At 63.2% G+C, this 25488-nt stretch carries 21 protein-coding genes and 1 tRNA gene; 14 read left to right on the plus strand and 8 right to left on the minus strand.

Annotation, left to right across the window (positions count from 1 at the left end; genetic code table 11):
- Window positions 1–170 precede the first annotated feature (170 nt).
- The 5 genes from VI340_RS07545 to VI340_RS07565 all read left to right on the plus strand — a co-directional run bounded on the left by VI340_RS07545 (window position 171) and on the right by VI340_RS07565 (window position 8350).
- On the plus strand, window positions 171–2243 hold the full coding sequence (locus VI340_RS07545; RefSeq protein ID WP_336358128.1) for a PrkA family serine protein kinase: 2073 nt from the start codon (window positions 171–173) through the stop codon (window positions 2241–2243).
- Complete coding sequence (locus VI340_RS07550; RefSeq protein ID WP_336358129.1) at window positions 2243–4525, plus strand: PrkA family serine protein kinase; 2283 nt, start codon at window positions 2243–2245, stop codon at window positions 4523–4525. The genes VI340_RS07545 and VI340_RS07550 overlap by 1 nt, the downstream gene beginning before the upstream one ends.
- Window positions 4516–5832 carry a YeaH/YhbH family protein gene (locus VI340_RS07555; RefSeq protein ID WP_008308953.1) on the plus strand — a complete coding sequence of 439 codons (1317 nt, stop codon included), beginning with the start codon at window positions 4516–4518 and terminating at the stop codon, window positions 5830–5832. Before VI340_RS07550 ends, VI340_RS07555 begins: the two co-directional genes overlap by 10 nt.
- Window positions 5829–7868 (plus strand): SpoVR family protein, encoded by a 2040-nt coding sequence (locus VI340_RS07560; RefSeq protein ID WP_336358130.1) that lies wholly within the window; start codon window positions 5829–5831, stop codon window positions 7866–7868. Before VI340_RS07555 ends, VI340_RS07560 begins: the two co-directional genes overlap by 4 nt.
- Before the next feature lie 89 nt (window positions 7869–7957).
- Window positions 7958–8350, plus strand: coding sequence for a secondary thiamine-phosphate synthase enzyme YjbQ (locus tag VI340_RS07565; RefSeq protein WP_008308949.1), 393 nt, complete (start codon window positions 7958–7960; stop codon window positions 8348–8350).
- Between the two features lie 30 nt (window positions 8351–8380).
- On the opposite strand, the gene VI340_RS07570 is transcribed toward VI340_RS07565, so the two are convergent.
- Complete coding sequence (locus VI340_RS07570; RefSeq protein ID WP_336358131.1) at window positions 8381–10363, minus strand: AMP-dependent synthetase/ligase; 1983 nt, start codon at window positions 10361–10363, stop codon at window positions 8381–8383.
- 159 nt (window positions 10364–10522) lie between these two features.
- Here VI340_RS07570 and VI340_RS07575 point away from each other — a divergent pair, with 159 nt between their 5' ends.
- Window positions 10523–10732, plus strand: a complete 210-nt coding sequence (locus VI340_RS07575) for a hypothetical protein (RefSeq protein ID WP_008308946.1) — start codon at window positions 10523–10525, stop codon at window positions 10730–10732.
- Between the two features lie 107 nt (window positions 10733–10839).
- On the opposite strand, the gene VI340_RS07580 is transcribed toward VI340_RS07575, so the two are convergent.
- From VI340_RS07580 to VI340_RS07595, 4 genes are all read right to left on the minus strand, one after another.
- A complete protein-coding gene (locus VI340_RS07580) occupies window positions 10840–11019 on the minus strand; it encodes a DUF7576 family protein (RefSeq protein ID WP_336358132.1) in 180 nt (59 codons plus the stop codon).
- A gap of 139 nt (window positions 11020–11158) precedes the next feature.
- Entirely contained in the window at window positions 11159–12340 is a 1182-nt protein-coding gene (glmU, locus tag VI340_RS07585) for a bifunctional sugar-1-phosphate nucleotidylyltransferase/acetyltransferase (RefSeq protein ID WP_008308943.1), read from the minus strand.
- A 110-nt stretch (window positions 12341–12450) separates the two neighbouring features.
- Entirely contained in the window at window positions 12451–13704 is a 1254-nt protein-coding gene (locus VI340_RS07590; RefSeq protein ID WP_336358133.1) for a DUF4352 domain-containing protein, read from the minus strand.
- A gap of 192 nt (window positions 13705–13896) precedes the next feature.
- Window positions 13897–13971, minus strand: a tRNA-Glu gene (locus VI340_RS07595).
- A gap of 139 nt (window positions 13972–14110) precedes the next feature.
- Between VI340_RS07595 and VI340_RS07600 the strand changes: the two genes are divergently transcribed.
- Window positions 14111–14782 (plus strand): DUF502 domain-containing protein, encoded by a 672-nt coding sequence (locus VI340_RS07600; protein ID WP_008308939.1) that lies wholly within the window; start codon window positions 14111–14113, stop codon window positions 14780–14782.
- Between the two features lie 34 nt (window positions 14783–14816).
- Here the strand turns inward: VI340_RS07600 and VI340_RS07605 are convergent, their stop codons facing one another.
- Window positions 14817–16781: a 3-hydroxyacyl-CoA dehydrogenase/enoyl-CoA hydratase family protein gene (locus tag VI340_RS07605; protein WP_336358134.1), complete on the minus strand. Its 1965-nt coding sequence runs from the start codon at window positions 16779–16781 to the stop codon at window positions 14817–14819.
- Window positions 16782–16894: 113 nt separating this feature from the next.
- Between VI340_RS07605 and VI340_RS07610 the strand changes: the two genes are divergently transcribed.
- From VI340_RS07610 to VI340_RS07620, 3 genes are all read left to right on the plus strand, one after another.
- Window positions 16895–18052, plus strand: a complete 1158-nt coding sequence (locus VI340_RS07610; RefSeq protein ID WP_336358135.1) for an acyl-CoA dehydrogenase family protein — start codon at window positions 16895–16897, stop codon at window positions 18050–18052.
- Between the two features lie 274 nt (window positions 18053–18326).
- Window positions 18327–18884, plus strand: a complete 558-nt coding sequence (gene cysE / locus VI340_RS07615; RefSeq protein WP_336358136.1) for a serine O-acetyltransferase — start codon at window positions 18327–18329, stop codon at window positions 18882–18884.
- Window positions 18885–18929: 45 nt separating this feature from the next.
- Window positions 18930–19541 (plus strand): DNA-3-methyladenine glycosylase family protein, encoded by a 612-nt coding sequence (locus VI340_RS07620; protein WP_008308931.1) that lies wholly within the window; start codon window positions 18930–18932, stop codon window positions 19539–19541.
- A gap of 30 nt (window positions 19542–19571) precedes the next feature.
- Here the strand turns inward: VI340_RS07620 and VI340_RS07625 are convergent, their stop codons facing one another.
- On the minus strand, window positions 19572–20924 hold the full coding sequence (locus VI340_RS07625; protein WP_336358137.1) for a RimK family alpha-L-glutamate ligase: 1353 nt from the start codon (window positions 20922–20924) through the stop codon (window positions 19572–19574).
- 88 nt (window positions 20925–21012) lie between these two features.
- Here VI340_RS07625 and VI340_RS07630 point away from each other — a divergent pair, with 88 nt between their 5' ends.
- From VI340_RS07630 to VI340_RS07645, 4 genes are all read left to right on the plus strand, one after another.
- Window positions 21013–22035, plus strand: a complete 1023-nt coding sequence (locus tag VI340_RS07630) for a succinylglutamate desuccinylase/aspartoacylase family protein (protein ID WP_336358138.1) — start codon at window positions 21013–21015, stop codon at window positions 22033–22035.
- A 99-nt stretch (window positions 22036–22134) separates the two neighbouring features.
- The gene (sdhC, locus tag VI340_RS07635) at window positions 22135–22554 is read left to right on the plus strand and encodes a succinate dehydrogenase, cytochrome b556 subunit (RefSeq protein WP_008308928.1); all 420 of its coding nucleotides are present in this window, start codon (window positions 22135–22137) and stop codon (window positions 22552–22554) included.
- Window positions 22554–22919: a succinate dehydrogenase hydrophobic membrane anchor subunit gene (locus VI340_RS07640; protein WP_008308927.1), complete on the plus strand. Its 366-nt coding sequence runs from the start codon at window positions 22554–22556 to the stop codon at window positions 22917–22919. Before sdhC ends, VI340_RS07640 begins: the two co-directional genes overlap by 1 nt.
- A gap of 3 nt (window positions 22920–22922) precedes the next feature.
- Window positions 22923–23810, plus strand: a complete 888-nt coding sequence (locus tag VI340_RS07645; RefSeq protein ID WP_004592520.1) for a succinate dehydrogenase/fumarate reductase iron-sulfur subunit — start codon at window positions 22923–22925, stop codon at window positions 23808–23810.
- 156 nt (window positions 23811–23966) lie between these two features.
- Here VI340_RS07645 and VI340_RS07650 read toward each other — a convergent pair whose 3' ends face one another.
- A complete protein-coding gene (locus VI340_RS07650) occupies window positions 23967–25316 on the minus strand; it encodes a PAS domain S-box protein (protein ID WP_336358139.1) in 1350 nt (449 codons plus the stop codon).
- Window positions 25317–25488 lie beyond the last annotated feature (172 nt).

Below are 25488 nucleotides of genomic sequence, written 5' to 3' on the forward strand. Positions count from 1 at the left end.
AGGTCAGCCATGGAAGGGCACACGCGTCACCCTGCAGCGAAGGGTGATTCGGCGGCTGTACGCGGTCACATCTGCAGCGGACAGCACCGACGACGAGTAGCCACACAGCCCCGGGACCGTCCCGCAACAGTCGGTGGTCGCCTGCAGCCACGACGAACTACTGAGATAGCATGAGCAAGAACAAAGAGACACTCGAAGCGCTGAGCAAGGAGTACCGTGACACGATACCGGCGGACCTCCGGAAGACGAACACGTTCGACTGGTATCTACAACAGTTGTACGACGAACCGACGATCGCCCGCAACGCCCACCAGCGCGTGGCGGACATGTTCGACTACTACGGCAAGACCTACGACGAGGAGGCCGGCGTGGTCGAATACGAACTGGCGAGCGAGGACCCGCTCAACGACGGCGAGAACACCTTCTACGGGCGGGTCATCCACGAGGCAATCCACGAGTTCGTCAACAAGGTCAAATCCGGCGCTCGCGGCCTTGGCCCCGAGAAGCGCATCAAACTCCTCCTGGGGCCGGTCGGGTCGGGCAAGTCCGACTTCGACCGCCAGGTCCGGCGCTACTTCGAGGACTACACCAGCCGGGACGATGGGCGGATGTACACCTTCCGCTGGACGAACCTCTGTGACGTCATCCACGACCAGGACCCTGCCGACGACGTGGTCCGGTCGCCGATGAACCAGGACCCGCTCGTGCTCCTCCCACAGGAGCAGCGGGACAAGGTCATCAAGGACATCAACGAGGCCCTCGATGCGCCTTACACCATCCGGAACGAGCAGTCGCTTGACCCCGCCTCGGAGTTCTACATGGACCGGCTGCTGGCCGAGTACGACGACGACCTCCAGTCCGTTCTGGAGAACCACATCGAGATCATCCGCTTCGTCGCGGACGAGAACCAGCGCCGCGGTATCGAGACGTTCGAGCCCAAAGACAAGAAGAACCAGGACGAGACGGAGCTCACCGGCGACGTCAACTACTCGAAGATCGCCATCTACGGCGAGAGCGACCCGCGGGCGTTCGATTACTCCGGGGCGTTCTGTAACGCCAACCGCGGGATATTCTCCGGTGAGGAGCTGCTGAAGCTCCAGCGGGAGTTCCTCTATGACTTCCTCCATGCCAGTCAAGAACAGACAATCAAGCCCAAGAACAACCCCCGAATCGACATCGACCAGGTCATCGTCGGCCGGACGAACATGCCCGAGTACCGGGACAAGAAGGGTGACGAGAAGATGGAGGCGTTCAACGACCGGACCAAGCGCATCGACTTCCCGTACGTCCTCCAGTACGCGGCCGAAGCTCAGATCTATGAGAAGATGCTGCGCAACGCCGACCTGCCGGACATCCAGGTCGAGCCCCACACGCTAGAGATGGCAGGCCTGTTCGGCGTCCTCACCCGTATCGAAGAGCCGGACAACGAGTCCATCGACCTCGTCCAGAAGGCCAAGGCCTACAACGGCGAAATCGACGAAGCCGACGACGTCGACGTGAAGAAACTCCGCGAGGAGGCCGAGAAGATGGCCGACATCGGCGAGGGGATGGACGGCGTCTCCCCGCGGTTCATCGGCGACGAGATCGCCGAGGCCATCATGGACTCGATGCACCGGAGCCGGGACTTCCTCTCGCCGCTGACGACGTTCAACCACCTCGAAGGCAACCTCGAAAACCACGGCTCCATCGACGAGGAGTCGTTCAGCAAGTACTACCGCTTCCTCGAACTCGTCCGCGAGGAGTACAAGGAGCGGGCCATCGAGGACGTGCGCCACGCGCTGGCCTACGACATGGACGAGATCCAGCGCCAGGGCGAGAAGTACATGGACCACGTCATGGCCTACATCGACGACGCGACCGTCGAGGACGAACTCACCGGCCGCGAACAGGAGCCGGACGAGCAGTTCCTGCGCTCCGTCGAGGAGAAATTGAACCTCCCCGAGGACCGCAAGGACGACTTCCGGCAGGAAGTGTCGAACTGGGTGTCCCGGCGCGCCCGCGAGGGTGACACGTTCAATCCACAGGACAACGACCGCCTGCGCCGCGCCCTCGAACGCAAGCTCTGGGAAGACAAGAAACACAACATCAACTTCTCCGCGCTGGTCTCCAGCTCGGAGATGGACGACGAGGAGCGCAATCAGTGGGTCGACGCCCTCATCGAGCAGGGCTACTCCGAGGAGGGCGCCAAGGAAGTCCTCGAGTTCGCCGGCGCGGAGGTCGCCAAAAGCGAGATGGAAGAGTAATGACCGGCGAGGAGTACATCGACCGCGCGGACGAGTCACTCGACGCCGCCTACGAGGCCCCGATGAGCCTCGCGGAGTACGTCGACACCGTCCTCGAAACGCCCCAGGTCGCGGCGCATGCCTCGAAGTACCTGCTCGACGCCATCGAAGCGGCGGGCACGCGGATGGTCATCGAGGAAGGCGAGGAGAAGGAGCGCTACCGCTTCTTCGACGATCCGTACAACGACGGCGAGCACGCCATCCTCGGTAACACCGAGGTCCTGAACGCGTTCGTCGACGACCTCCGCTCTATCGCGGCGGGTCGCGGCAAAGACGAGAAGATCATCTGGCTCGAAGGGCCGACAGCCACGGGGAAATCCGAACTGAAGCGCTGTCTCATCAACGGCCTTCGGGAGTACTCGAAGACGCCCGAAGGCCGGCGCTACACCGTCGAGTGGAACGTCGCCGGGGCCGGCGGCAGCGCCACCAGCATGACCTACGGGAACGCAGCCGTCGAGGACGAGGACGACTGGTACGAGAGTCCCGTCCAGGCCCACCCGCTGACGGTGTTCCCCGACGACGTCCGTGCGGACCTGCTCGCCGAGGTCAATGAACGCCTCGACGACCACATCCCAATCCGCGTCGACGGCGAACTCGACCCGTTCTCCCGCGAGGCCTACGACTTCCTCGAAGAGCAGTACCGCCGACAGGGCGAGACGGACCTGTTCTCGGCGGTCACTCAGCCGTCCCACCTCCGGGTGAAGAACTTTGTCGTCGACGTGGGCCACGGCATCGGCATCCTCCACTCCGAGGACGAGGGGACGCCAAAGGAGCGACTCGTCGGCTCGTGGATGCACGGGATGCTCCGCGAACTCGATTCGCGGGGCCGGAAGAACCCGCAGGCGTTCAGCTACGACGGCGTCCTCTCGCAGGGCAACGGCCTGCTGACCGTCGTCGAGGACGCCGCCCAGCACGCCGACCTGCTCCAGAAGCTGCTGAACGTGCCCGACGAGTCCCACGTCAAACTCGACAAGGGAATCGGGATGGACGTGGACACGCAGCTCATCATCATCTCGAACCCGGACTTGGAGGCCCAGCTGAACAAGCACGCTGACCGCGAGGGCCAGGACCCGCTGAAGGCGCTCAAGCGGCGACTGGACAAACACGAGTTCACGTACCTGACGAACCTCTCGCTCGAAGCCCAGCTCCTGCGGCGGGAACTGACCAACGAGACGCAGGTGTGGGACCCCGAGACCTGGGACGAACTGGAGACGTGGATCCAGGAGCCCCTGACCATCTCGGTCCGTGACCAAGTCGAGACGGCGACCGACAAGGAGCTGGCCCCACACACAATCGAGTCCGCGGCGCTGTACGCCGTCGTCTCGCGGCTCGATAGCGCCGAAATCCCGACCGGGCTGGACCTCGTCGACAAGGCCCTGCTGTTCGACCGGGGCTACCTGATGGAGGGCGACGAGCGCGTCGACATCGAGGACTACGACCTGGAGACCACCGCCGAGGACGGCGACCACGGCATCCCGGTCACCTACGTCCGAGATATCGTCGCCGACCTGCTGCACGAACCACAGGACCGCCACCATCCCGACCTCCCGGTCGAACACGTTCTGATGCCCCGAGACGTGCTCAACGCCGTCGCCGAGGGACTGGTGGATGCCCCCGTGTTCTCCACTGGTGAGGCTACCGAGTACGAGGAGCGTGTTGTGACTGTCAAGAACTACATCTTCGGCCAGCAGGAACAGGACGTGCTCGACGCGATGATGCGGGACAAGCGCGTCGACGAGGCGACCGTCGAAGAGTACATCGAACAGGTCTACGCCTGGGAGTCCGACGACCAAATCGAAAACGAGCGGGGCGAACTCGTCGACCCGGACCCGCTGAAGATGAAGGTGTTCGAGATCGAACACCTGGGCCGCTTCGACGAGAAGAACTACGACGGCAACGAGCCCGACCACGCCGTCGAGCAGTTCCGCACCGACAAAATCATCACCGCCCTGAACCGCCACGCGTGGCAGCGCCGCGACGAGGAGTTCCGCGTCGGCGACGTCAACCCCAAGGAGATTCCGGTCATCAACACCGTCCTCGGGAGCTACGACTGGGACGACATCCAGCGGACCTACGCGGACTTCGAGCCCGGGCAGTGGGACAACCCCCCGTCCGGCACCGAGACGGCCCGCCTCAAGGACAAGACGCTGGATAACATGGTAGAGATGTTCGACTACACGCCGGCGTCGGCCGAACTGACGAGCCGTCACGTTATGAGCCAGGTGAGTTACAGATGGGACTGAAAGACGACCTCGAGCGGTACCGCGACGTGGGCGAGGAGCGCCGACAGGACCTCGCCGAGTTCATCCAGTACGGCGACCTCGGCCAGTCACGCGGGGACTCGGTCCGCATCCCGATCAAGATCGTCGATCTGCCCGAGTTCGAGTACGACCAGCGCGACCAGGGCGGCGTCGGCCAGGGCGAAGGCGCCGAACCGGGCGACCCGGTCGGCCAGCCACAACCCCAGCCCGGCGACGGCGACGGTGACGAGGACGGCGAACCCGGCGAGGAGGGCGGCGAACACGAGTACTACGAGATGGACCCCGAGGAGTTCGCCGAGGAACTCGACGAGCAACTGGGGCTCGACCTCGAACCGAAGGGCAAGAAAGTCATCGAGGAGAAGGAGGGCGACTTTACCGATATCACCCGAACCGGCCCCTCCTCGACACTCGACTTCGAGCGGCTGTTCAAGAAAGGGCTCAAGCGGAAGCTCGCGATGGACTTCGACGAGGACTACGTCCGCGAGGCGCTCAAAGTCGACGGCTGGGGCCCTGCCACCGTCTACGAGTGGACTCGCGAGCAGAATATGCCCGTCTCGAAGGCGTGGATCGACGACGCCTACGAGGAACTGCCCGACGACGAGAAAGGCGTCTGGGACTCCATCGAGGAGATGGAGGACAACGTCGAGAAGGTCGAGACGTCCCAGCGCATCCGCCGGGAGGGCGTCGACCAGATCCCCTTCCGCCGCGAGGACGAGCGCTACCGCTACCCCGAGATCGTCGAGGAGCGCGAGAAGAACGTCGTCGTCGTGAACATCCGGGACGTCTCCGGGTCGATGCGCCAGAAGAAGCGGGAACTCGTCGAGCGGACGTTCACGCCGCTTGACTGGTATCTCACGGGCAAGTACGACAACGCCGAGTTCGTCTACATTGCCCACGACGCCGACGCCTGGGAAGTCGAGCGCGACGAGTTCTTCGGCATCCGTTCGGGCGGGGGCACCCGCATCTCCAGCGCGTACGAACTCGCGGCGGAGATCTTAGAGGAGGAGTACCCCTGGAGCGAGTGGAACCGCTACGTGTTCGCGGCGGGCGACAGCGAGAACTCCTCGAACGACACCGAGGAGAAAGTCATCCCGCTGATGGAACAGATCCCGGCGAACCTCCACGCCTACGTGGAGACCCAGCCGAGCGGGAACGCAATCAACGCCACCCACGCCGAGGAGGTCGAACGCTCCTTCCGCGACGCCGACAACGTCGCGGTCGCGTACGTCTCCTCGCCGGAGGACGTGGTCGATGCCATCTACGACATACTCAGTACGGAGGACCAATGAACGACGACAGATTCGCGAAACAGCGCGTCGCCGACGAACTCGACGAACCGGTCGAAGAGGCCGGTAACCTCGCCAGAAAGCTCGGGCTGAAACCGTACCCGGTGAACTACTGGATCGTCGACTACGACGAGATGAACGAACTCATCGCCTACGGCGGGTTCCAGCAGCGGTACCCGCACTGGCGCTGGGGGATGCAGTACGACCGTCAGCAGAAGCAGGGCCAGTTCCTCGGCGGCAAAGCCTTCGAAATCGTCAACAACGACGACCCGGCCCACGCGTTCTTACAGGAGTCGAACACGCTGGCCGACCAGAAGGCCGTCATCACCCACGTCGAGGCCCACGCGGACTTCTTCGCCAACAACGAGTGGTTCCGGATGTTCACCGACGGCTCCTCCCGGACGACGACCGACGAATCCGGCGAGGACCGCCGCCGCGGGCCCGATGCCGCCGGGATGCTCGCCCGCCACGGCGACACCATTCAGGAGTACATGCAGGACCCCGACATCGAGCGGGCCGAGGTCGAGCGGTTCATCGACCACGTTCTCTGTCTGGAGGACAACATCGACCAGCACGTCCCGTACAGCCCGGTCGAGACGGTCCCCGAGGAGTTCCAAGACATCGAAGGGGCAGACGTGACCGACCAGCTGGAGGACCTGGACCTCTCCGAGGAGGTCAAGCGTCAGGTGTTCGACGACGAGTGGCTCGACGCCCAGCGCGACGACGACGAGAACGTCTCGTTCCCCGCCGAACCGGAGAAGGACGTGCTCGGCTTCCTCCGGAAACACGGCATGCAGTACGACGAAGACGCCGAACGCGCCACTGAGATGGACGACTGGCAGAAGGAGCTGCTGGAACTGCTTCGTCGGGAGGCCTACTACTTCGCGCCACAGAAAATGACGAAGGTGATGAACGAGGGGTGGGCCTCCTACTGGGAATCCATCATGATGACCGGCGAGCGGTTCGCCGGCGACGACGAGTTCATCCTCTACTCCGACCACATGTCGAAGGTGCTGGGGTCGGGCGGGCTCAACCCCTACAGCCTCGGCCTGGAGATCTGGGAGTACGTCGAGAACACGGAGAACCGCCGGGAGGTCATCGAGCGCCTGCTCCGCGTCGAGGGCATCACCTGGCGGAACTTCGACGAAAGCGTCGACTACGAGACGGTGCAGGACCACCTGCAACCGCCGGCGTGGCTCACCGACGTTCCGGGCCACCTCGACGACCTCGACCCCGAGGACCCCCGCGTCGATAGCGACGGGCTGGCGGCGGCCCGCGACGGCGAGTTCGACGTGGAACAGTACCCCTGGAAAGTCCTGACCTACGAGGGGCTGGCCCAGCGGCACTACTCGCTGGTCAAGCCCCAGTACCGCGGCTTCGTCTCCCGAGTCGGGCAGGAGGAACTGGAGCGGACCGCCCGCTACATGTTCGACGACTCGCGCTACGACAGCGTCGAAGACGCACTCGACGACGTGGACTACACCCGCGGCTGGGAGCGCATGCGCGAGATCCGGGAGAGCCACAACGACGTGACGTTCCTCGATGAGTTTCTCACCCAGGAGTTCGTCGACGACAACGACTACTTCACTTACGAGTACACGCACGCCTCCGGCGACTACCGCGTGACCTCGACGGACCACGAGGACGTCAAGAAGAAGCTGATGCTGCAGTTCACCAACTTCGGGAAGCCAACCGTCGTCGTCGAGGACGGTAACTACCAGAACCGAAACGAACTGCTGTTGGCCCACCAGTACAACGGCGTGATGCTCGACATCGGCCAAGCCAAGGAAGTCCTGAAGCGGACCTTCGAACTCTGGGGCCGCCCGGTGAACCTTCTGACCATCGTCAAGGAGTTCGACGACCACGACGTGGAGGTCGCCAAGCGCCGCGACCGCGAACCCGAACCAGAAGAGGTCGGCAAGCGCATCCGCTACGACGGCGACGAAGTGACTGTCACCGATGTCGACTGGTCCGAGGTCGAACACCTCACAGCAACTGACATCGACTACAACACCAAGCCGGACGAGTGGCTTGCCTGAAGCGCGGAGTTTGAACGAGGCCGGGTTTTCCGACCTGTGACGCTGAGCGTAGCGGTACGCTTGAGTCCCGTCCGCTCGTGGGCGGAGATATGCCAACGAATCGGTTCACTGTCGCGACTGACGACCAGCTCTCGGTAGTCGACATCACCGAGCGAGTCAGGGACGTGATTCCCGAAGACGCCGAGGGGACCTGCACCGTATTCGTCCGTCACACTACCACGGGCGTCACGGTCAACGAGGCCGAGCCGCGGCTACTCGGCGACCTCGGTGACGCACTCGGCGACCTCGTCCCGGACAGCGGATGGGACCACGACGAACTGGACGGCAACGCGGACGCACACGTCCGGGCGATGCTCGTCGGGCCGAGCGAGACGATTCCCGTCCGCGACGGAGGGCTCGATATGGGGACGTGGCAGTCCGTGCTGCTCGTCGACTGTGATGGTCCGCGCGAGCGGGCCGTTGACGTGGTCGTCACGGACTGAGGCGGCGACAGCAGTACTTGCGACCATCAGTCAGGCTACCTCGACCTGCTGCTCGCCGTATATCTCTGCGAGTTTCTCGCGGTACGCGCTGCGGATGTTGCGGCGCTTCTTTTTCATCGACGGCGTGAGCAAGTCGTTCTCGGCGGTCCACTCCCGGGAGACGAGCGCGAACGACTTGATCCGCTCGACGCGTTCGAGTTCCTCGTTGACCGCGTCGACGGCAGTCTGGACCCACGCGTGGACGCGTTCGTCCTCGACCAGCGCTTCGTGGTCGTCGGGGAGGTCGACGCCCTCGCGGTCGGCCCACCGGCGGAGTTCCTCGAAGTTCGGGACGATTATCGCGCCGACGAACTTCTGGTCGTCGCCGACGACCATGACCTGATCGACCCGGTCGCTCGTCGCGAACTGGTCTTCGATGGGCTGTGGCGCGACGTTTTTCCCCGTCGAGAGGACGAGCAGTTCCTTGAGGCGGTCGTGATAGATGAGGAAGTCGTCGTCGGTCCGTTCGACGATGTCGCCGGTGCGGAACCACTGGGTGCCGTCGATTTCGGTGAAGGCCCGCGTCGTCGCGTCGGGCGCGTTCCAGTACCCCTGCGTGACGTTCGGGCCGTCGACGAGTAGTTCGCCCACGTCGCCAGTGACGTCGTCGAACTCGCTGGCGTCGACGACGCCGGTATCGATGTGAACGTCGACCTCTGTCAGCGGAGCACCCAGGGTTCCGGGACGGACGTCCTCCGGCGGGTTCACCGTCAGAACCGGTGAGGTCTCAGTGAGACCGTACCCTTCGAGTATCGTCAGTCCCATCCCGAGGAACGTCTCACAGAGCGTTTTCGAGAGGCTCCCGCCGCCGCTGACCATGAACTCGATGTTCCCGCCGAGCCGTTCTTTGACAGTGCTGTAGACGAGGCGGTCAGCGAGCGAGTGTTTCGCAGTGAGTATCGGTCCCGGGTCGTCAGTCCGAGCGTAGTCGCGGGCCACGTCCATCGACCAGTCGAAAATCCGCTTTTTGAGCGGGGACTCGCTGGCCTGCGTTCGCATATTGTCGAAAATACGCTCGTAGACTCTGGGGACGCTCAGTCCGGTCATCGGCTCGACAGTCTGGAGGTCGTCGGCCAGCGTATCCGGGCTTTCGGCGTAGCTCACAGCCGCGCCGGAGGCGTACATGAAGAAGTGGCCCGCGAGGCGCTCGAAGACGTGCGCCAGGGGGAGGAACGCTATCGACCGCGTCTCGGCGGTGACGGTCGGCAGGTCCGAAGACTTGTCGGGCCGTGGCCCGATTCGCCTGCGGGCCTGATTGACGTTCGCTCGGAAGTTGCGGTGGGTGAGTTGGACCCCTTTCGGCTGGCCCGTCGTCCCGGAGGTGTAGATCAGACTCGCCAGATCGTCGGGGTCGCGGTCGTCCAGCCAGGACTGGTACGCCGACTCGCTGAACGTCTCCTCGCCGCGCCTGTACACTGTTTCGAGTGTGTACACGTCCTCGCGGTCCACGTCAGTGTCGTCCATGACGACGATGAACGAGAGCGACAGGTCGTCCTCGATAGCCAGGACACGGTCCAGCATCTCGGCGTTCTCCACGACGACGGCGCTCGCCTCCGGGTCCGAGAGGAGATACTGCACCTGTTTCGGCGAGGAATCCGTGTACACGGTCGTCACCACCCCGCCCGCAGACAGAACGGCAAAGTCGCTCAGCGCCCACTCCATCCGCGTGTCGGCCAGAATACCGACCCGGGCGTCCGGGCCGACACCGAGGTCACGGAACCCTGCGGCCAGGTATTTGACCAGGTGATGCATCCGCTCGTAGCTGATCTCGGCGTAGTCGCCGTCGGGAGCCGCCGGTATCACGTCGTCAGTCAGTGACCGATCGTAGACGCCACCCTTGTACAGTTGGGCGGTCGTGTCGGCGTTCCGGACCGCGCTTGCGGCAAACATTTCGCCCAGCGTGTCGTCGCCGATGACGTCATCAGTGTGCGCTTCCTCGGCCGTCCGCCAGTCAGAGTGATTGCCCGCAGTCATGTCATACCGCAGTGTTCACTAGGCCAGCCCAAATATGTGCAGGATGTTAACACTCAATTGGTTTGTCGGAGTTGATTCCGTCAACGGTTTTGGAAGAAGGGGCGACGAGTGGCAACCTGTCGCACCAAAGCTTTGTCATGAGAGCGAGATAGCCATCACATGGTCGTCTCGACGGAACCAGCCTGGGGTGATGCCGTGGAGCAGTTCGTCAAAGAGTACGAGAGCGCCATCGTGTACGCCGATATCGAGCAAGAGACAGTCCTGCACGAGGGAGCGGTTCGCGTCCTCGCAAACGGCTGGGTCGAACTACCCACGGGGCGACTCCTCTCACCAGACGCAGTCCACCACATCGATGCGCAGGTGGACTGAAAAGAGCGTGCGAGTTTGCCAGCGAAGGGATGCACCCGAACGGCCGGAGTCGCGGGTGCGCACCCGGAAAGCGGTACACCGTCCGGAAGACAGTTAGAACAGACGTGTTACTGCCACTCTAGTCGGCAGTCCTCGTTGCAAAAGTGGGCGGTTTCGACGCTGCCGTCTTCTATCCATGTGATGACGCGGTGTGTCACTTCGTTAGCGATAGCGTCGCCGCAGGTAGCACACACCGGTGCCTCGTCCTCGTCGATATTCTCGTGGTGATCTGATGTCGGGTCGACCATCTTAGTTGAGAGTGTCTTTCACGCCACTTAATCCCACATACTTGCACTGAACGTCACGAACGTACACGAATGTCGAATCGGTTACAGAAGGCTAGCTACACGTAGTTACCGCAAACAGACGCTCGATAGAAGATGCCCGCTATCGGTCTCGCGTGACGGATTCGCCGGGGATAGTCGTCGCGCCCGACGAGAGGACGACGCCGGCGTTCAGACTGGTGTTGATGGCCGTTTTCGCGCCGTCTCCCGCGACGACGCCGAACTTCCGCCGCCCCGTCGAGACGCGGTCGCCTTTCACCGTCATCCGGACCGGGTCGCCGTCGTGGCGGAGGTTCGCCACCTGCGTTCCCGCGCCGAAGTTGACCTCACGGCCGATGACGCTGTCACCGACATAGGAGACGTGGGGCACGTTCGAATCGGCCATCAACACCGTGTTCTTGAGTTCGACGCCGTGGCCGACGTGGGTATCCTCCCCCAGGAGGGTCGCCCCGCGGACGTAGGCGTTCGGGCCGACGTGTGCGCCCGAGCGGACCAGCGCCGGTCCCTCGATGACGACGCCGGGTTCGACGACTGCGCCCTCCTCGACGACGACTTCGCCACGCAGGTCGGCGTCGCCCCGCACCTCGCCGTCGAGTCGGCGGTCCAGTTGGCCCAGTTTCCACTCGTTGGCCGCAAGCAGTTCCCAGGGACGGCCCACATCCAGCCAGCGGTCGACCTCGACGGCGGTGACCGTCGATTCCTCGATGACTTTCGCGAGCACGTCCGTTATTTCACGCTCCCCGCGGTCGCTGAGCGGCACGTCCAGCCAGTCCCGCGCTTCCGCCGGGAAGACGTACGCCCCGGCGTTGGCCAGGTCCGTCGGCGGGTCGGCCGGTTTCTCGACGATGCCGGTGATGGTGTCGCCCTCGGTCGACAGCACGCCGTAGCTCGTCGGATCGTCGACGCGATAGGCGGCGACCGACGGCGCGGCGTCGAAGAGGCCGCTGAGACTCGCAGCGTCGTAGAGGTTGTCGCCGTTGAGGACTGCGAAGGGGCCGTCGAGGTGCTCCCTCGCAGCGGCCACCGCGTCGGCGGTCCCCAGTTGCTCCTCCTGAACGGCGAAGCTGACCGGGACGCCGTTGTACTCGTCGCCGAAGTACGAGCGGACCGCCTCGGCCTCGTAGCCGACGACGAAGATGAGTTCGTCGGCCCCCGCCTGGATTGCCGTGTCGGCGGTGTGTGCCACCAGCGGCCGGTCCGCGACCGGGAGCATCGGCTTCGGTGTGTGGTCTGTCAACGGCCGCATACGCGTCCCCTGGCCTGCCGCGAGTACGACTGCTTGCATGGTCGGTCCGTTGCTCGGACCCGAAAAATACCTACCGCTGTTGACTCGTTCGGGAGGCGGATTAGCGAGAAGTCACGCTGCTTCGGTCGTGGGGAAAACCGTATCTACACCTATTCCACGGCCTCGAACGTCCACTCCGCCCCGAATGGCGTCGTCCGGTAGTCCCACCGCCTGTCCGCGTCCGGTTCCGTCACCAGTTCGATGGTTCTGGTTTCCCCAGCGGGAATCCGCTGCGTGTAGGGGCCATCAGAGTCAATGTACCACGTATCTGCGGAATAGCCAGCAAGTATGCCTGGTTCCTCGGGTGTCTTGAACTCGAAGATGGACTTGAACATCCCTGCGCTGTCGCCCACGTTCTCGACCTCCATCTCGACTATCGCTTCATCGCCCGTGACGTCCTCCGGCGGAACGTCGATGTTCGCCAGTTCGAACTCGGGGAAGCCACCGGGCGACTGAAGCGGGATTTCGATATCAGCGACTGCACTCCCTTCTGCGAGATTTATGCCGAACGTGAGGTCGTCGATCTTGGCCTTCGGGACAGCGTAAATCAGATGGCCGCTGTAGGTCTGCCCTGGGTTGATGTTCTCCCCGGCTGCGTTCGTCCCGTCACGACCTGCGGCCGACTCGCTCACGAAGCTCGATTCGGGAACGACAAAGTCGTCTTTCGACACCGTCTTCGCCTCGCCAGTTCCGTTCTCGAACGTCACGCTCAGAATCAGGAGGATATTATCTGAGACCGTTTCGCGAATGGCATGGACAGTGTTATCGCCCAAAGCCCGTTCGCCAGAGGGGAGCTCGTAGGTGATCATCTGTTCGTAGGACATATCAGACACTGTGGCCTGAACGCCGCTCGCAAGCTCGATGGTTTCCCCAGTGCTCCCCCGCTTCGGGAGGACCGACACGGTTGATGTGACCGTATCGTCGACGGCGTAGAAGTCCGACGACGGTTCAAACGCCCACGCGCCGGCGTACTCGGCGTCGACACGATAGCTATGCGAGACTTCTTCGCCGGACGCCAGTCCGTCAGCGTTGACTGTGACTGTCTGTGGCTCAGTGTCAGCTGCTTCCGAATGGACGAACTCTATGGTTGCATTCCCGGATATCGGCTCACCACCGACGTTGACGGCAGTCACGTCACCCTCGATGGTGTCACCGAACGCGACCTCCTTTGGCCCATTCACGGAGAGCAGTTTCAGCCGTGCCGGTGCCTCCTGATCTACTTCATACGTTGGTTCCGGCGTTGGTGTCGACTCACTGGTTCCGTCTCCGCCGTCTCCGTCTCCCCCGTCGCTCCCACTACATCCTGCGAGGCTGAGTGCAGCGATGCTGCTTCCGATCGTACGTACGTATGTTCGCCGTTTCATATACTACTGGCTTCATATACATATATAAATATGTGTTCTTTTATCCACATAACTGTCAAATATTAATACACAGAGCGACGATACTGCGAAGCTCGGAGGTTGAATTCGCGGCTACGTACGGGCCGGTCAGAATATTGACGCGTCGAACAGCGGGCACAGCAGCCGCTCACTGGTTTGTTTACGACAGTAATGTGCTCGGTCAGGGATTTGAACCCTGGTCCTCGGCTCGAAAGGCCAAGATGATTGGCCGGACTACACCAACCGAGCGTACTCTTGCGTTCCGGGTGCACCAATTTAACCCCATCGAAATAGACGCTACCTGTGGATGCGTACCACTCACAGAGATACCCCGGTGTGGTGACAGGTGCCATCACACTTTATTCGGCCGACCGACTGTTCCCCTGATATGACCCTCAATTCGTTCATCAAGAGCAACTTTCTGGCTGGGCTCGTTCTCGTCGGGCCGCTCGTGGCAACCATCGCCATCGTCCGTATCATCCTGGGGTGGGTCGGTGGATTCCTTGACCCGCTCATCCGCGGGACGCGGCTGGCAACGGTGACGGCGAACAACGTTCTGCTCGCACAACTGCTGACGCTCTCGGTTATCGTCGCACTCATTACGGTTCTCGGATACCTCGCCCAACGGAGCGTCGGCCAGCACCTCTTCGGGAAGACGGGGCAGCTAGTCACGTTCGTACCCGTCGTCCGGACAATTTACGGAAGCATTCGACAGATGACCACCTCTGTGGTCAATCGGCAGTCGGACTTCGAGTCCGTCGTGTACGTGGAGTATCCCCGCGAAGGCGTCTACCAGTTGGGTCTGAAAACAGGGACGAGCCCCACAGACGTTTCCGAAGCGGCCGGCGAGAGCGCGTCGAGTGTGTTCATCCCCGGAAGTCCCAATCCCACGCAGGGGATGCTCGTGATGGTTCCCGAGAGTCAGACCTACGAGTCCGAACTCAGTGTCCGGGCGGCCATCCGCCTGCTGATGACGACCGGCATGGCCCAGTCCGACGACATCATCCGGCTCGACGAAACAGAGGTCGGCGGCGGAGCGACCGGCCAGCAGGTAGAGTAGTCCCAGCAGTAAAAACGGCCGACGGTCTGCGCGCTTACTTCCCTTCGAAGTTCGGCTCCCCGTCACCCATGAACGCGTTGATGCCCTCCATCACGTCGTCGGTCCCGATGAGATGACCGAAAGCCTGTGATTCGACTTCGAGGCCGGCATCGATGTCGTCGCGGCCGGCGAGCATCGCGCGCTTGGTGAGTTTCTGTGCGACCGGCGGGCCGGCGGCCATGTCTTTGGCCAGTTCGAGTGCGTGCTCGTGGAGGGCGTCGTTGTCGACGACCTCGTTGATGAAGCCGTATTCGGCCATCTCGTCGGCGTCGTAGCGGTCGCCCGTGAAGATAATCTCCTTGGCGCGGCCCTCGCCGACGATGCGGGCGAGGCGCTGCGTGCCGCCCCAGCCCGGCAGGAGGCCGAGGTTGTGTTCGGGCTGGCCCAGTTCGGAGCGCTCCGAGGCCACGCGGAGGTCGGCACAGGTCGCCAGTTCCATCCCGCCGCCCAGCGCGTAGCCATCGATCCCGGCGACGACCGGCATCGAGCACTCTTCGAGCTTCCCGAAGGTCTGCTGGCCCTTGCGGGAGAGTTCGATGGCGTCCAGCGGCGTCGCGTTCGAGGCCATCGCCTGCACGTCTGCCCCGGCGGAGAACGCCTTGTCGCCGGCCCCAGTTAGCAGAATGGCACGCACCTCGTCGTCGTCTTCGAGCAGGTCGACGGCGTCGGCGAGGTCGTCCATCAGCTCAGGGCTGACGGTGTTCATCCGGTGTGGGCGGTCGAGTTCGATGTGACCGACCATATCACCGGGATATTCGACGGTGACATTATCGAACTCGGCGTCGCCCTCGTCTTCGCTGCCGTAGAAGCCACCTTCCGCCGAGGCCTCTCGGAGGCCGTCAGAGACAGCATAGCGCTCCGCGCCGGCCTTCTCGTGGGTTTCTTCAAGTGTGTCGACAAGCGTCTCCAGACCAGTCTTGTCGGCTATCTTCGCGGGACCGTCCGGGAAGCCGCCGCCGAGCTGGACGGCCTGATCGATGTCCGCAACCGGGGCCACGTCGTTCTCGACGAGCTTCCCGACCTCGTTTGCCATCACGGCGACGAGGCGGTGCTCGACGTCTTCGCGGCCGGCGTCGGTCGGAATGTCGACGCCGCCGTTCTCGTAGTCGTAGAAGCCTTTGCCGGTCTTCTTCCCGAGTTCCTCGTTCTCGACTTTTTCCTCGAGCAGGGGACACGGGGCGTAGGGCTCGCCCAGCACTTCGTGCATATATTCGAGGACGTGGAGGCCGACGTCGTTACCCACCTGGTCGGAGAGCTCGAACGACCCCATCGGCAGGCCCATGTCGAACTTCGTCGTCGAGTCCACCTCGGCGATGGTCGCTTCCTCGCCGTGGACGAGCCACGCGGCCTCGTTCATCAGCGGGACGAGGATGCGGTTGACGATGAACCCCGGTGAGTCCTTGCGGACGCGGACCGGCGTTTTGTCGAAGTCTTCGGCGAGCGCCCCGATGGCGTCCAGCGTCTCGTCGCTGGAGTGTGCGCCGGAGATGACCTCGACCAGCTGCATCCGGACCGGCGGATTGAAGAAGTGCATCCCACAGAACTGCTCGGGGCGCTCGGTCACTTCCGACAGCTCCGTGATGGAGAGGCTGGACGTGTTCGTGGCGAAGATGGCGTCCTCGGGCGCGTGTTCTTCGACCTCCGTGTACACGTCCTTCTTGATCTCCATTTTCTCCGGCACGGCCTCGATGACCACGTCGACGTCGCTGACCGCTTCCTCGACGTCGACAAGCGGCGTCACGCGGTCCAGTGCCGCGTCGGCCTCGTCTTGCGTGAGCTGGTCTCGCTCGGCCAGCTTGTTCAGCGACCATTCGATGTTGTCGTAGCCGTCCTCGACGAACTCGTCTTTGATGTCCCGCATCCGCACGTCGTAGCCTGCGATGGCGGCCACTTCGGTGATTCCATGGCCCATGTTCCCGGCACCGAGCACGGCGATAGTGTCAATATCCTCGAAATCCATGACATATCGTTCCACTGCCGGCCGAGGCTTCAACGTTTCTCTCATTAGAAAACCACTCTCAAGTTTATTTCGGATTACAAACCATTAATGCATTTCACGTCAACACACCACATATGGACTTCGAACTGACAGAAGAGCAGCGACAGATACAGGACGAGATCGCCCGGTTCGCGGAAAACGAAATCAAGCCCGTCGCGACCGAGTACGACACGGAAGAGAAGTTCCCTCGAGAGATCGTCGAGAAGGCCGCTGAGATGGGGCTGACAGGCGCGAACATCCCGATGGAGTACGGTGGCGCAGGCTACGACACGCTGACCAACGCTATCATCGCCGAGGAGCTGTTCGCAGCCGACCCCGGTATCGGTCTGAGCATCCAGTCGGCCGCGTTCGGTGCTGACGCCCTCATCGGGTTCGGCTCAGAGGCCCAGAAAGAGGAGTACTTAGAGCCCGTTGCCACGGGCGACGCCATCATGGGTGCGGCCATCTCCGAACCCGACACCGGCTCGGACGTGTCGTCGGTGTCGACACAGGCGCGCAAGGAGGGCGACGAGTGGGTCATCAACGGCAACAAGATGTGGATCACCAACGGCTCGGTCGGCGACTACTTCGTCGTCCTCTGTGAGACCGACCCCGACGCGGAGGGGCGGTACAACGGCTTCTCCCAGATTCTCGTCGAATCCGACCGCGACGGGTTCGAGGCAGAGAAGATTACGGGGAAGCTCGGCATCCGTGCGTCGGACACGGCAGAACTCATCCTCAACGACGTGCGCGTCCCCGAGGACAACCTCGTCGGCACGCGCGGGGCCGGCTTCCTCCAGATAATGCAGTTCTTCGACGAGACCCGAACTGGCGTGGCCGCCCAGGGCGTCGGTATCGCCCGCGGAGCCGCCGAGCGCGCCCTGGCGTACGCCCAGGACCGCGAGCAGTTCGGCCAGTCCATCTCGGAGTTCCAGGCCATCCAGCACAAGCTCGCCGAGATGTTCACCGAGATCGAGGCGGCGCGCCAGCTCACGTACAAGTCCGCCTGGAGTGTCGACAACGCCGACGACCAGCTCACACAGCTCGCGTCGATGGCCAAGGAGAAGGCTTCCAGGGTCGCCGTCGAGACGGCCGACGAGGCCGTCCAGATTCACGGCGGCGCCGGCTACGTCAACGACTTCGACGTCGAGCGCTTCTACCGCGACGCCAAGATCACCCAGATCTACGAGGGGACGACCGAGATCCAGAAGAACATCATCGCTCGGGAGCTGCTCGGGAAAGGCATGACCTGAGCAGTAGTCGCAGCGGGAGCTCACCAGTGGACATTCCATTCATTCCAGCCGGTACGCCGGGTTCTCCAATCACTGCTTTTTAAGCTACCGAGCGACGTAGTTGGACCAACCATGGGCGACCGAGTCCCACGTCGCGCTACTCGCCCGCTTCGGACCGCGATCAGTTGCCGCTCTTCCCGTTGCTGTTGTCGTCCCCAGTAACTCCCGTCCAGTGGTTCGGACCGCGACCGACAGTCTCGTGCGCAGACGACACGCTCTCCCCACAACACACACCATGTTTGACCGACTGAAAGCGGATATCCGTACAGCACTCGCAAAGGACCCGGCAGCGACGAGCGCCGTGGAGGTCGCACTCACGTACCCCGGCCTGCATGCCATCTGGGCCTATCGCGTCGCCCACTGGCTCTGGGCGAACGACCGGACGCTGCTCGCCAGGCTCGTCTCCCACGTCACGCGGTTCCTGACCGGCGTCGAAATCCACCCCGCCGCAGACATCGGCGAGCGCGTGTTCATCGACCACGGGATGGGTATCGTCATCGGCGAGACGGCCGAGATCGGCGACGACGTGCTCCTGTACCACGGGGTGACGCTCGGCGGAACGTCAATGCGTCGGGAGAAGCGCCACCCGACAGTCGAGGACGGTGCGACCATCGGCGCTGACGCGTCGATAATGGGGCCGATAACCGTCGGCGAGAACGCCTCCGTCGGCGCTGGCGCTGTCGTCGTCGACGACGTGGCCCCGGACACGACAGTCGTCGGCAACCCGGCGGAGCCAGTCGGCGCGGCTGGTGTCGCCTCACCACCGCCCGACCCGATCATCGCCGACGGCTGACGGCGACAGACACGTTCTTTTCGGTCGAGCCAGTATCACAGCGCAATGAGTGACTCGCCACACGAGGCGTTACGTGCGGACCCAGACATCGGGCCGCTGGTCGAGACACACGGCGAACTCACGCTCGACCCGTCGTCGGACCTGTTCGAACGGCTCGTCGTCTCGATTCTCCGCCAGCAGGTGTCCATGGCCTCGGCCGCCGCGACACGAGAACGGCTGTTCGACGCCGTCACCGTGACGCCCGAGGGCATCAGGGATGCTGACAACGACCTCCTCCGGGACGCCGGCCTCTCCAGACAGAAGACCCGCTACGTCAACGAGGTCGCCGACGCGTTTCTGGAACACGGCTACTCGCTGGAAACGTTCGAGGACGCCGCCGACGAGGAAATCCACGAGGAACTGACCGCCATCACGGGCGTCGGCGACTGGACCGCGAACATGCAACTCCTGTTTGCCTTCGGCCGCGAGGACGTGTTCCCGGTCGGCGACCTCGGCATCCGCAAGGGATTCGAGGCCGTCGTCGGCGACGGGTACAGCCGCGCGGAGATGCGGGAGTACGCCGAGCGCTGGTCACCGTACCGCAGTTACGCGAGCCTGTATCTGTGGCGGGCCAGCGAGGACATCGCCGAGAGCGTCGCGGAAGTGAGTGAGGACTGAGCCGGTTCGGAAGCTGGTACCGGCTCGTCGCTACTCTTCGCTCTGTTCCTCTTCCTCGGTGTCCACTTCCGATTCGTCGTCCGCGCGGCGATTCACGTCGACCTGGTAGTGTTTGAGGATGTCCCGCCCGAGCAAGAGTGGGTAGTCCATGTGCCCGCGGTCTTCGACGCTGGCCGTGACGGTGTGCTGGGTCCCGCCGACGCCGACGACGAGGTCGACGACCGGGCGTGACCGACCGGACTTGAGACTCCCGGATTTGATCTTCACGATGTCGAGAATCGGCCCCGTTCCGATTTCCGCGGCGAGCTTGGCGTCGATACTGGTCCGGGTCGCGCCGGTGTCTGACTTCGCGAGGACGGACTTGGTCCCCTGCGTTCCGGTGACGACGACTTCCTCGATGTAGCCGACGACGACGTTCTCCTGTGCTTTCGGCTGTGGCTTCTTCGGCGTGCACGCGGGCTTTGAGTCGTCGAGCCGGTCGGAGAGCCGTTCGACGGTTTCCTCGTCGACGCTTCCGCCGGCCCGCTCGATAGCGAGCTGAGCGATGTAGGGGGCGGGACTGACGCCGCTGGCCTTGAACAGGCCGCGGAACCCGGCGGTGGGGTTCACTTCGAGCACGTAGTAGCCGTCGTCGCTCTGGACGATGTCGACGCCGGCGTAGTCCAGGCCGATGGCCTCGACCGAATCGAGCGCGATCTCCCTGACGCGCTCGGGGAGTTCGCCGGTCATGTCTTCGACCTCGCCGCCGAGCGCGACGTTCGTCCGCCACTCGCCTTCGGGCGCGTAGCGGTTCATCGCGCCGACGATCTGGTCACCGACGACGTACACGCGGAGGTCGTGGTGGCGCTTCTCGTCGTGTTCCATGTACTCCTGTAAGAAGGCGTAGCGGCCGCCGACCTGTGCGTTGACCTGGTTTTCCAGATCGACCATCCACGTCCCGCCGCCGTGGGTACCAATGGCCGTCTTGTACACTGCGCGGTCACCGAACCGGTCCCGCTCCTCGTTCAGCAGGTCGCTCGACAGGGCGAGCAGCGCGTCCGGGACCGGGACGCCGGCGTCGGCCAGCGCGGCGGCGCTGGCGAACTTGTGCAGGGCCGTCGTCGCCGCCATCGGTTCGTTCAACGTCGGTGCGAGCCGACTGATAGTCATCCCGAGCCCGATCCCTTCCGCGGGGTGTTCGTTGCTGGAGAGCAACAGACGGTTCGCGACCACGTCGACATTGGGTTCGAGTGTCATCTCGCCGTCGGTAACGCTGATCGCGGTGTTTTCGGTGCGAAGCCACTCCGTGTCGTAGCCCATCTCGTCGACCGCGTTCAGGATGGCCTTCGACTCCTTGCTGGAGTGGAGGCTGAGAACGCCAACTGTGATATCCTGGTCGCTCATGCTGTCGTCTTCTGTCGGGCACAGTATAGATGTACGGATACTCGCTTGTCCCGGAGGGGTTTTAGCCGCCGACTCTCGTTGTGATGGCATGGAAGAGGCCAAGCCGTTCACCTTCGACGGCGGCCGCGTCAAGCCGGGGGAAACCCGCAACGTTCGCTACACGGTCAGCGAGACGTATCTGGGGGACGCCGTCCGGATGCCGGTTACCATCGTCAACGGCAAGCGGCCCGGTCCGACAGTGTTTCTCACCGCGGCTGCACACGGCGACGAACTCAACGGTATCGAGGTCGTCCGGGAGGTGGCCCACGAATGGAACCACGACGGACTCGCGGGGACGCTGATCTGTCTGCCGGTGCTGAACGTCCCAGCGTTTCTGGCACAGGAGCGATATCTGCCGATCTACGACCGGGACCTGAACCGTTCGTTCCCCGGCAACCCCGAATCGACGAGCGCGAAACGGATGGCCCACGAGATCTTCCGGAACTTCCTGGCCCCGTGTGACGTGGGCCTCGACTTCCACACGTCCACGCGCGGGCGGACGAACATGCTCCACGTCCGGGCGAACATGGACGACCCCGAGGTCGCGCGGGTCGCGAACGCCTTCTCGTCGAACGTCATCATCTCCTCGGAGGGTCCGTCGGGGTCGCTCCGACGGGAGCTGAGCGATGCGGGCGTCCCGACGATCACGATAGAGATGGGCGAAGCCCACCGTTTCCAGCGGCCGCTCATCGACTCGGCCCTGGAGAGCGTTCGGTCGGTGCTCGCGGAGTTCGGCCTCCGAGACTCTGATACGGTCCGGTGGCCGGGCTGGCGGACAGTCATCGACGACAGCGGCGAGAAAACCTGGATCCGTGCGGACTCGGGCGGCCTGGTAGAGATGCACTACGACCGCGGCGACCTGGTGTACGAAGACGACGTGATATGTACGATCACGAACCCGTTCAAGACGGAGAACACGCTGATGCGTGCGCCGTTTACCGGCCTGTTGGTCGGCATCCTCGAGAACCCACTGGTGTACCCCGGCAACCCCCTCTGCCATCTGGTCCGACTTGACGACCGGACACAGCGGGCTATCGAGTGGAACCGACGATTGGACGACGACGATTGGTAACTGTGGAGTAGTCAATTGACGAACGTCTTCGGGCGGGATTCCGGCGATACGCGTCCGCTGTAGAAACTACTATCTGTCCCCGGACTAACCCCCCAGTGTATGAGTCAGTCTTACAATCGCGGCACCGTCGAGGACTTCGGACGGTGGCGGGAGTTCACGGCCGGGATGTGGGCCTGGATCTTCCACAAGTTCACCGGCTGGGTACTCGTGGGCTACCTGTTCACCCACATCGCGGTGCTGAGCACTGCAGTCGGCGTCGATCCGGCGAGCGCGCAGGCAGGCAGCGACCTCTACACCAGCACGATCAGCGGCCTCGAATCGCTGCTTATCGTCCGGTTCCTCGAAGTCGGTCTGCTGGCCGTCGCCGTCTTCCACATCCTCAACGGCATCCGATTGCTGATGGTTGACCTGGGTGTGGGGCTGGAATCGCAAGACAAGAGCTTCTACGCGTCGCTCCTGTTGACGGGCGCTATCGTCGTCGCCAGCGTGCCGACGTTCCTCGGGGGGAAGCTAGCCTGATGGCTGAACACTACTCCTCCTTCGACCGTGGCGGGCGTCGCTGGCTGTTCCAGCGGCTGACGGCAGTGTTCCTCGTCGGCGTGCTCGCGTTCCACTTCATGCTGTTGCACTTCGTGAACCACGCCGCCGACCTCACCTTCCTGGGTACGCAGGCCCGAATGAACCGACCCTGGTATCTCATCACGATGTGGCTGTTCCTCGTCACCGCCACGTTCCACGGCGTCAACGGCGTGTACAACGCGCTGGTCAACCAGGGGCTCACCGGCTCCCGGAAGAACGCAGTCAAGTACCTGCTCGGCATCGCCGGCATCCTGCTCATCGTGCAGGGGACCCGCGTGTCGCTGGCCATGACAACCCTCGTCTGAACTATGAGTACGCAAATCGAACAACAGGAGACCGAGACGGAGGCCGACGAAGAGACAGAGCCCGAGGTCGAATCCCCGGGCGACCGTCGGCGCGCACAGCGAGACGAACGACAGGCACAGGAGCAGGCCCAGCGGGAAGTCGAAGAGGAGACGCTCGACGACGAGGACACGATTACGCTGAAAGTGTTCCGTTACGACCCCGAAGTCGAGGGGAAGCAGGAACCTCGCTTCGACGACTTCCGCGTGCCGTTCCACAAGGGGATGACCATCCTCGATGCGCTCATCTACGCGCGGGACCACTACGACTCCTCGCTGACCTTCCGACACTCCTGCCGGCAGGCCGTCTGTGGCTCGGACGCGCTGTTCGTCAACGGGCGACAGCGCCTCGGCTGTAAGACGCAGATATCGGAGCTTGACGACCCCATCCGCATCGAGCCGCTGCCCCACCAGGAGGTCGTGAAGGACCTCGTCGTCGACATGGAGCACTTCTACGACCAGATGGAGGCCGTTGAGCCGTACTTCGACGCCGACGAGACGCCCGACGACAAGCTCGAAGAGCAGCGCCAGACCCGGGAGAACCGCGAGAAGGTCAAGATGTCCACGCGGTGTATCTGGTGTGGTGCGTGCATGTCCTCGTGTAACATCGCCGCCGGCGACAACGAGTACCTCGGCCCCGCCGCCATCAACAAGGCCTACCGCTTCGCGATGGACGAGCGCGAGGGCGAGAACCGCAAGCAGGAGCGCCTGCGCATCATCGAACAGGAACACGGCGTCTGGCGCTGCCAGACCCAGTTCTCCTGTACCGAAGTGTGTCCGAAGGACATCCCGCTAACCGAACATATCCAGGAGCTCAAGCGGGAAGCGGTCAAGAACAACCTGAAGTTTTGGTAACGCGATTCGACTGGCTAGTTTTCAGGTTCGCGTTCGGAGTCCGACAGCGGCAGCGAATGTGAGTCGAGCCGAATAGCTACAGCGGTCTATACCCGCGCGCGGAACTGGGTGAGATGGGTTTTGGAGGGGATCACAGGCACGAGCGCAGAACTCAGTTCAGCTATCGCGGCAGATGAACTCGAATCGCGCACCGCCGCTTTCGCTGTCAGTCGCGATGACCTCCCAGTTGTGTGCGTCGACGATCTGTTCGACGATGCAGAGGCCGAATCCGGTCCCCTCATCGGCCGTCGAGTAGCCGGGTTCGAACAGGTCCGCGGTGCCGTCGGAAAAGCCCGTCCCGTCGTCCGTGACGTAGAACCCCCACGATTCCGTCCCGACAGTGACAGTCACGTCGTCGCCACCGTGTTCGATAGCGTTCCGAAAGAGGTTCTCGAGTAGTTCCAGCATCGCCCCCTCGTCGGCTTTGATGCTGTCGGCGGCCTCAGTTTCCAGCGTCGCGTCCTGTGTGTCGACCATCGACCAGGCCCGTTGCGAGAGGGTGCTGAGGTCGACTGTCTCGATCTCCTCCGGGTCGACGCCCTGTTTGGCGAGCACGAGCAAGTCGTCGATGAGCGTGTACATCCGGTCGATGCTCCGTTCGGCGCGCTCGAAGTGCGCGTCTTCCCCTGTCTCACGCGCGAGTTCGAGCGAGCCATCGAGGACGTCCAGCGGGTTCCGTAGGTCGTGACTAATCGCGTCCGAGAACCGCTCGAGGCGCTGGTTCTGTCGCTCGAGTTCCTGTTCGCGCTGTTTCCGCTCGGAGATGTCGCGAGTCGTCACGACGACGTGGTCTTCCAGCGGGCCGCTCTCGACCTGCTGGCCGCGGGACTCCGCCCAGATCCAGTCGCCGTCTGCGTGGCGATAGCGGTGTTCGATGACGGCGATATACCCCGGGTCGTCTATCATCTGGCCGAACTCGGTGAGCGCGTTCGAGAGGTCGTCCGGATGCACGTACTCGAAGAGGTCCGAGTCCTGCATTTCGTCTTGGTCGTAGCCGAGGACGCGTTCCACGGACGGACTGATGTACTCGACATTGCCTTGCTCGTCGAACACAGTGAGCACGTCGGAGGTGTGGGTGACGAACTGGTGAAACCGGGCCTCGAAGCGCGGTCGGTCGCTGACGTCGCGGGAGGTGAACACCAGGCAATCGCGGTCTGTCTCGGTGTCCGATGAGACGATGGTTTCGAGCCAGACCCAGTCGCCATCGGCGTTCCGGAACCGGTACTCGGCCCCGTCGTCGTCCCGTTCGCCCGCAAGCGTGGCAAGAACGCGATCCGTGTCCTCCGGGTGGACGAGATCCAGCCAGTTCGTGCCGACGAGCGACGCCATATCGTACCCTAACACGCGTTCGATCGCTGGGCTCACAAACCGTATTATCAGTTCGCCATCAGTAACTGTCAGTACTGATGGTGCCTCGGCTAACACCGCTTCGAAGTCATCAGTTGACGTGAGATACTGGTCTGGCATCAGGTTTGAGACGGGTCAGCGCCCGTAGTGGGACTATCCGTCGGGTCTAGTATCAGTAGTTGGTTCCTAAGTATTCACAGCGCGTGATATAATTCCATCGGATAGGTCAAGAATGCAGTCTCCCTGACAAGACGTCCCGATATCAGGAGCGAGATGCAACCCACTAGTGGAG

This window comes from Haloarcula sp. CGMCC 1.6347 (assembly GCF_037078395.1).
Classification (GTDB): Archaea; Halobacteriota; Halobacteria; order Halobacteriales; family Haloarculaceae; genus Haloarcula; species Haloarcula amylolytica.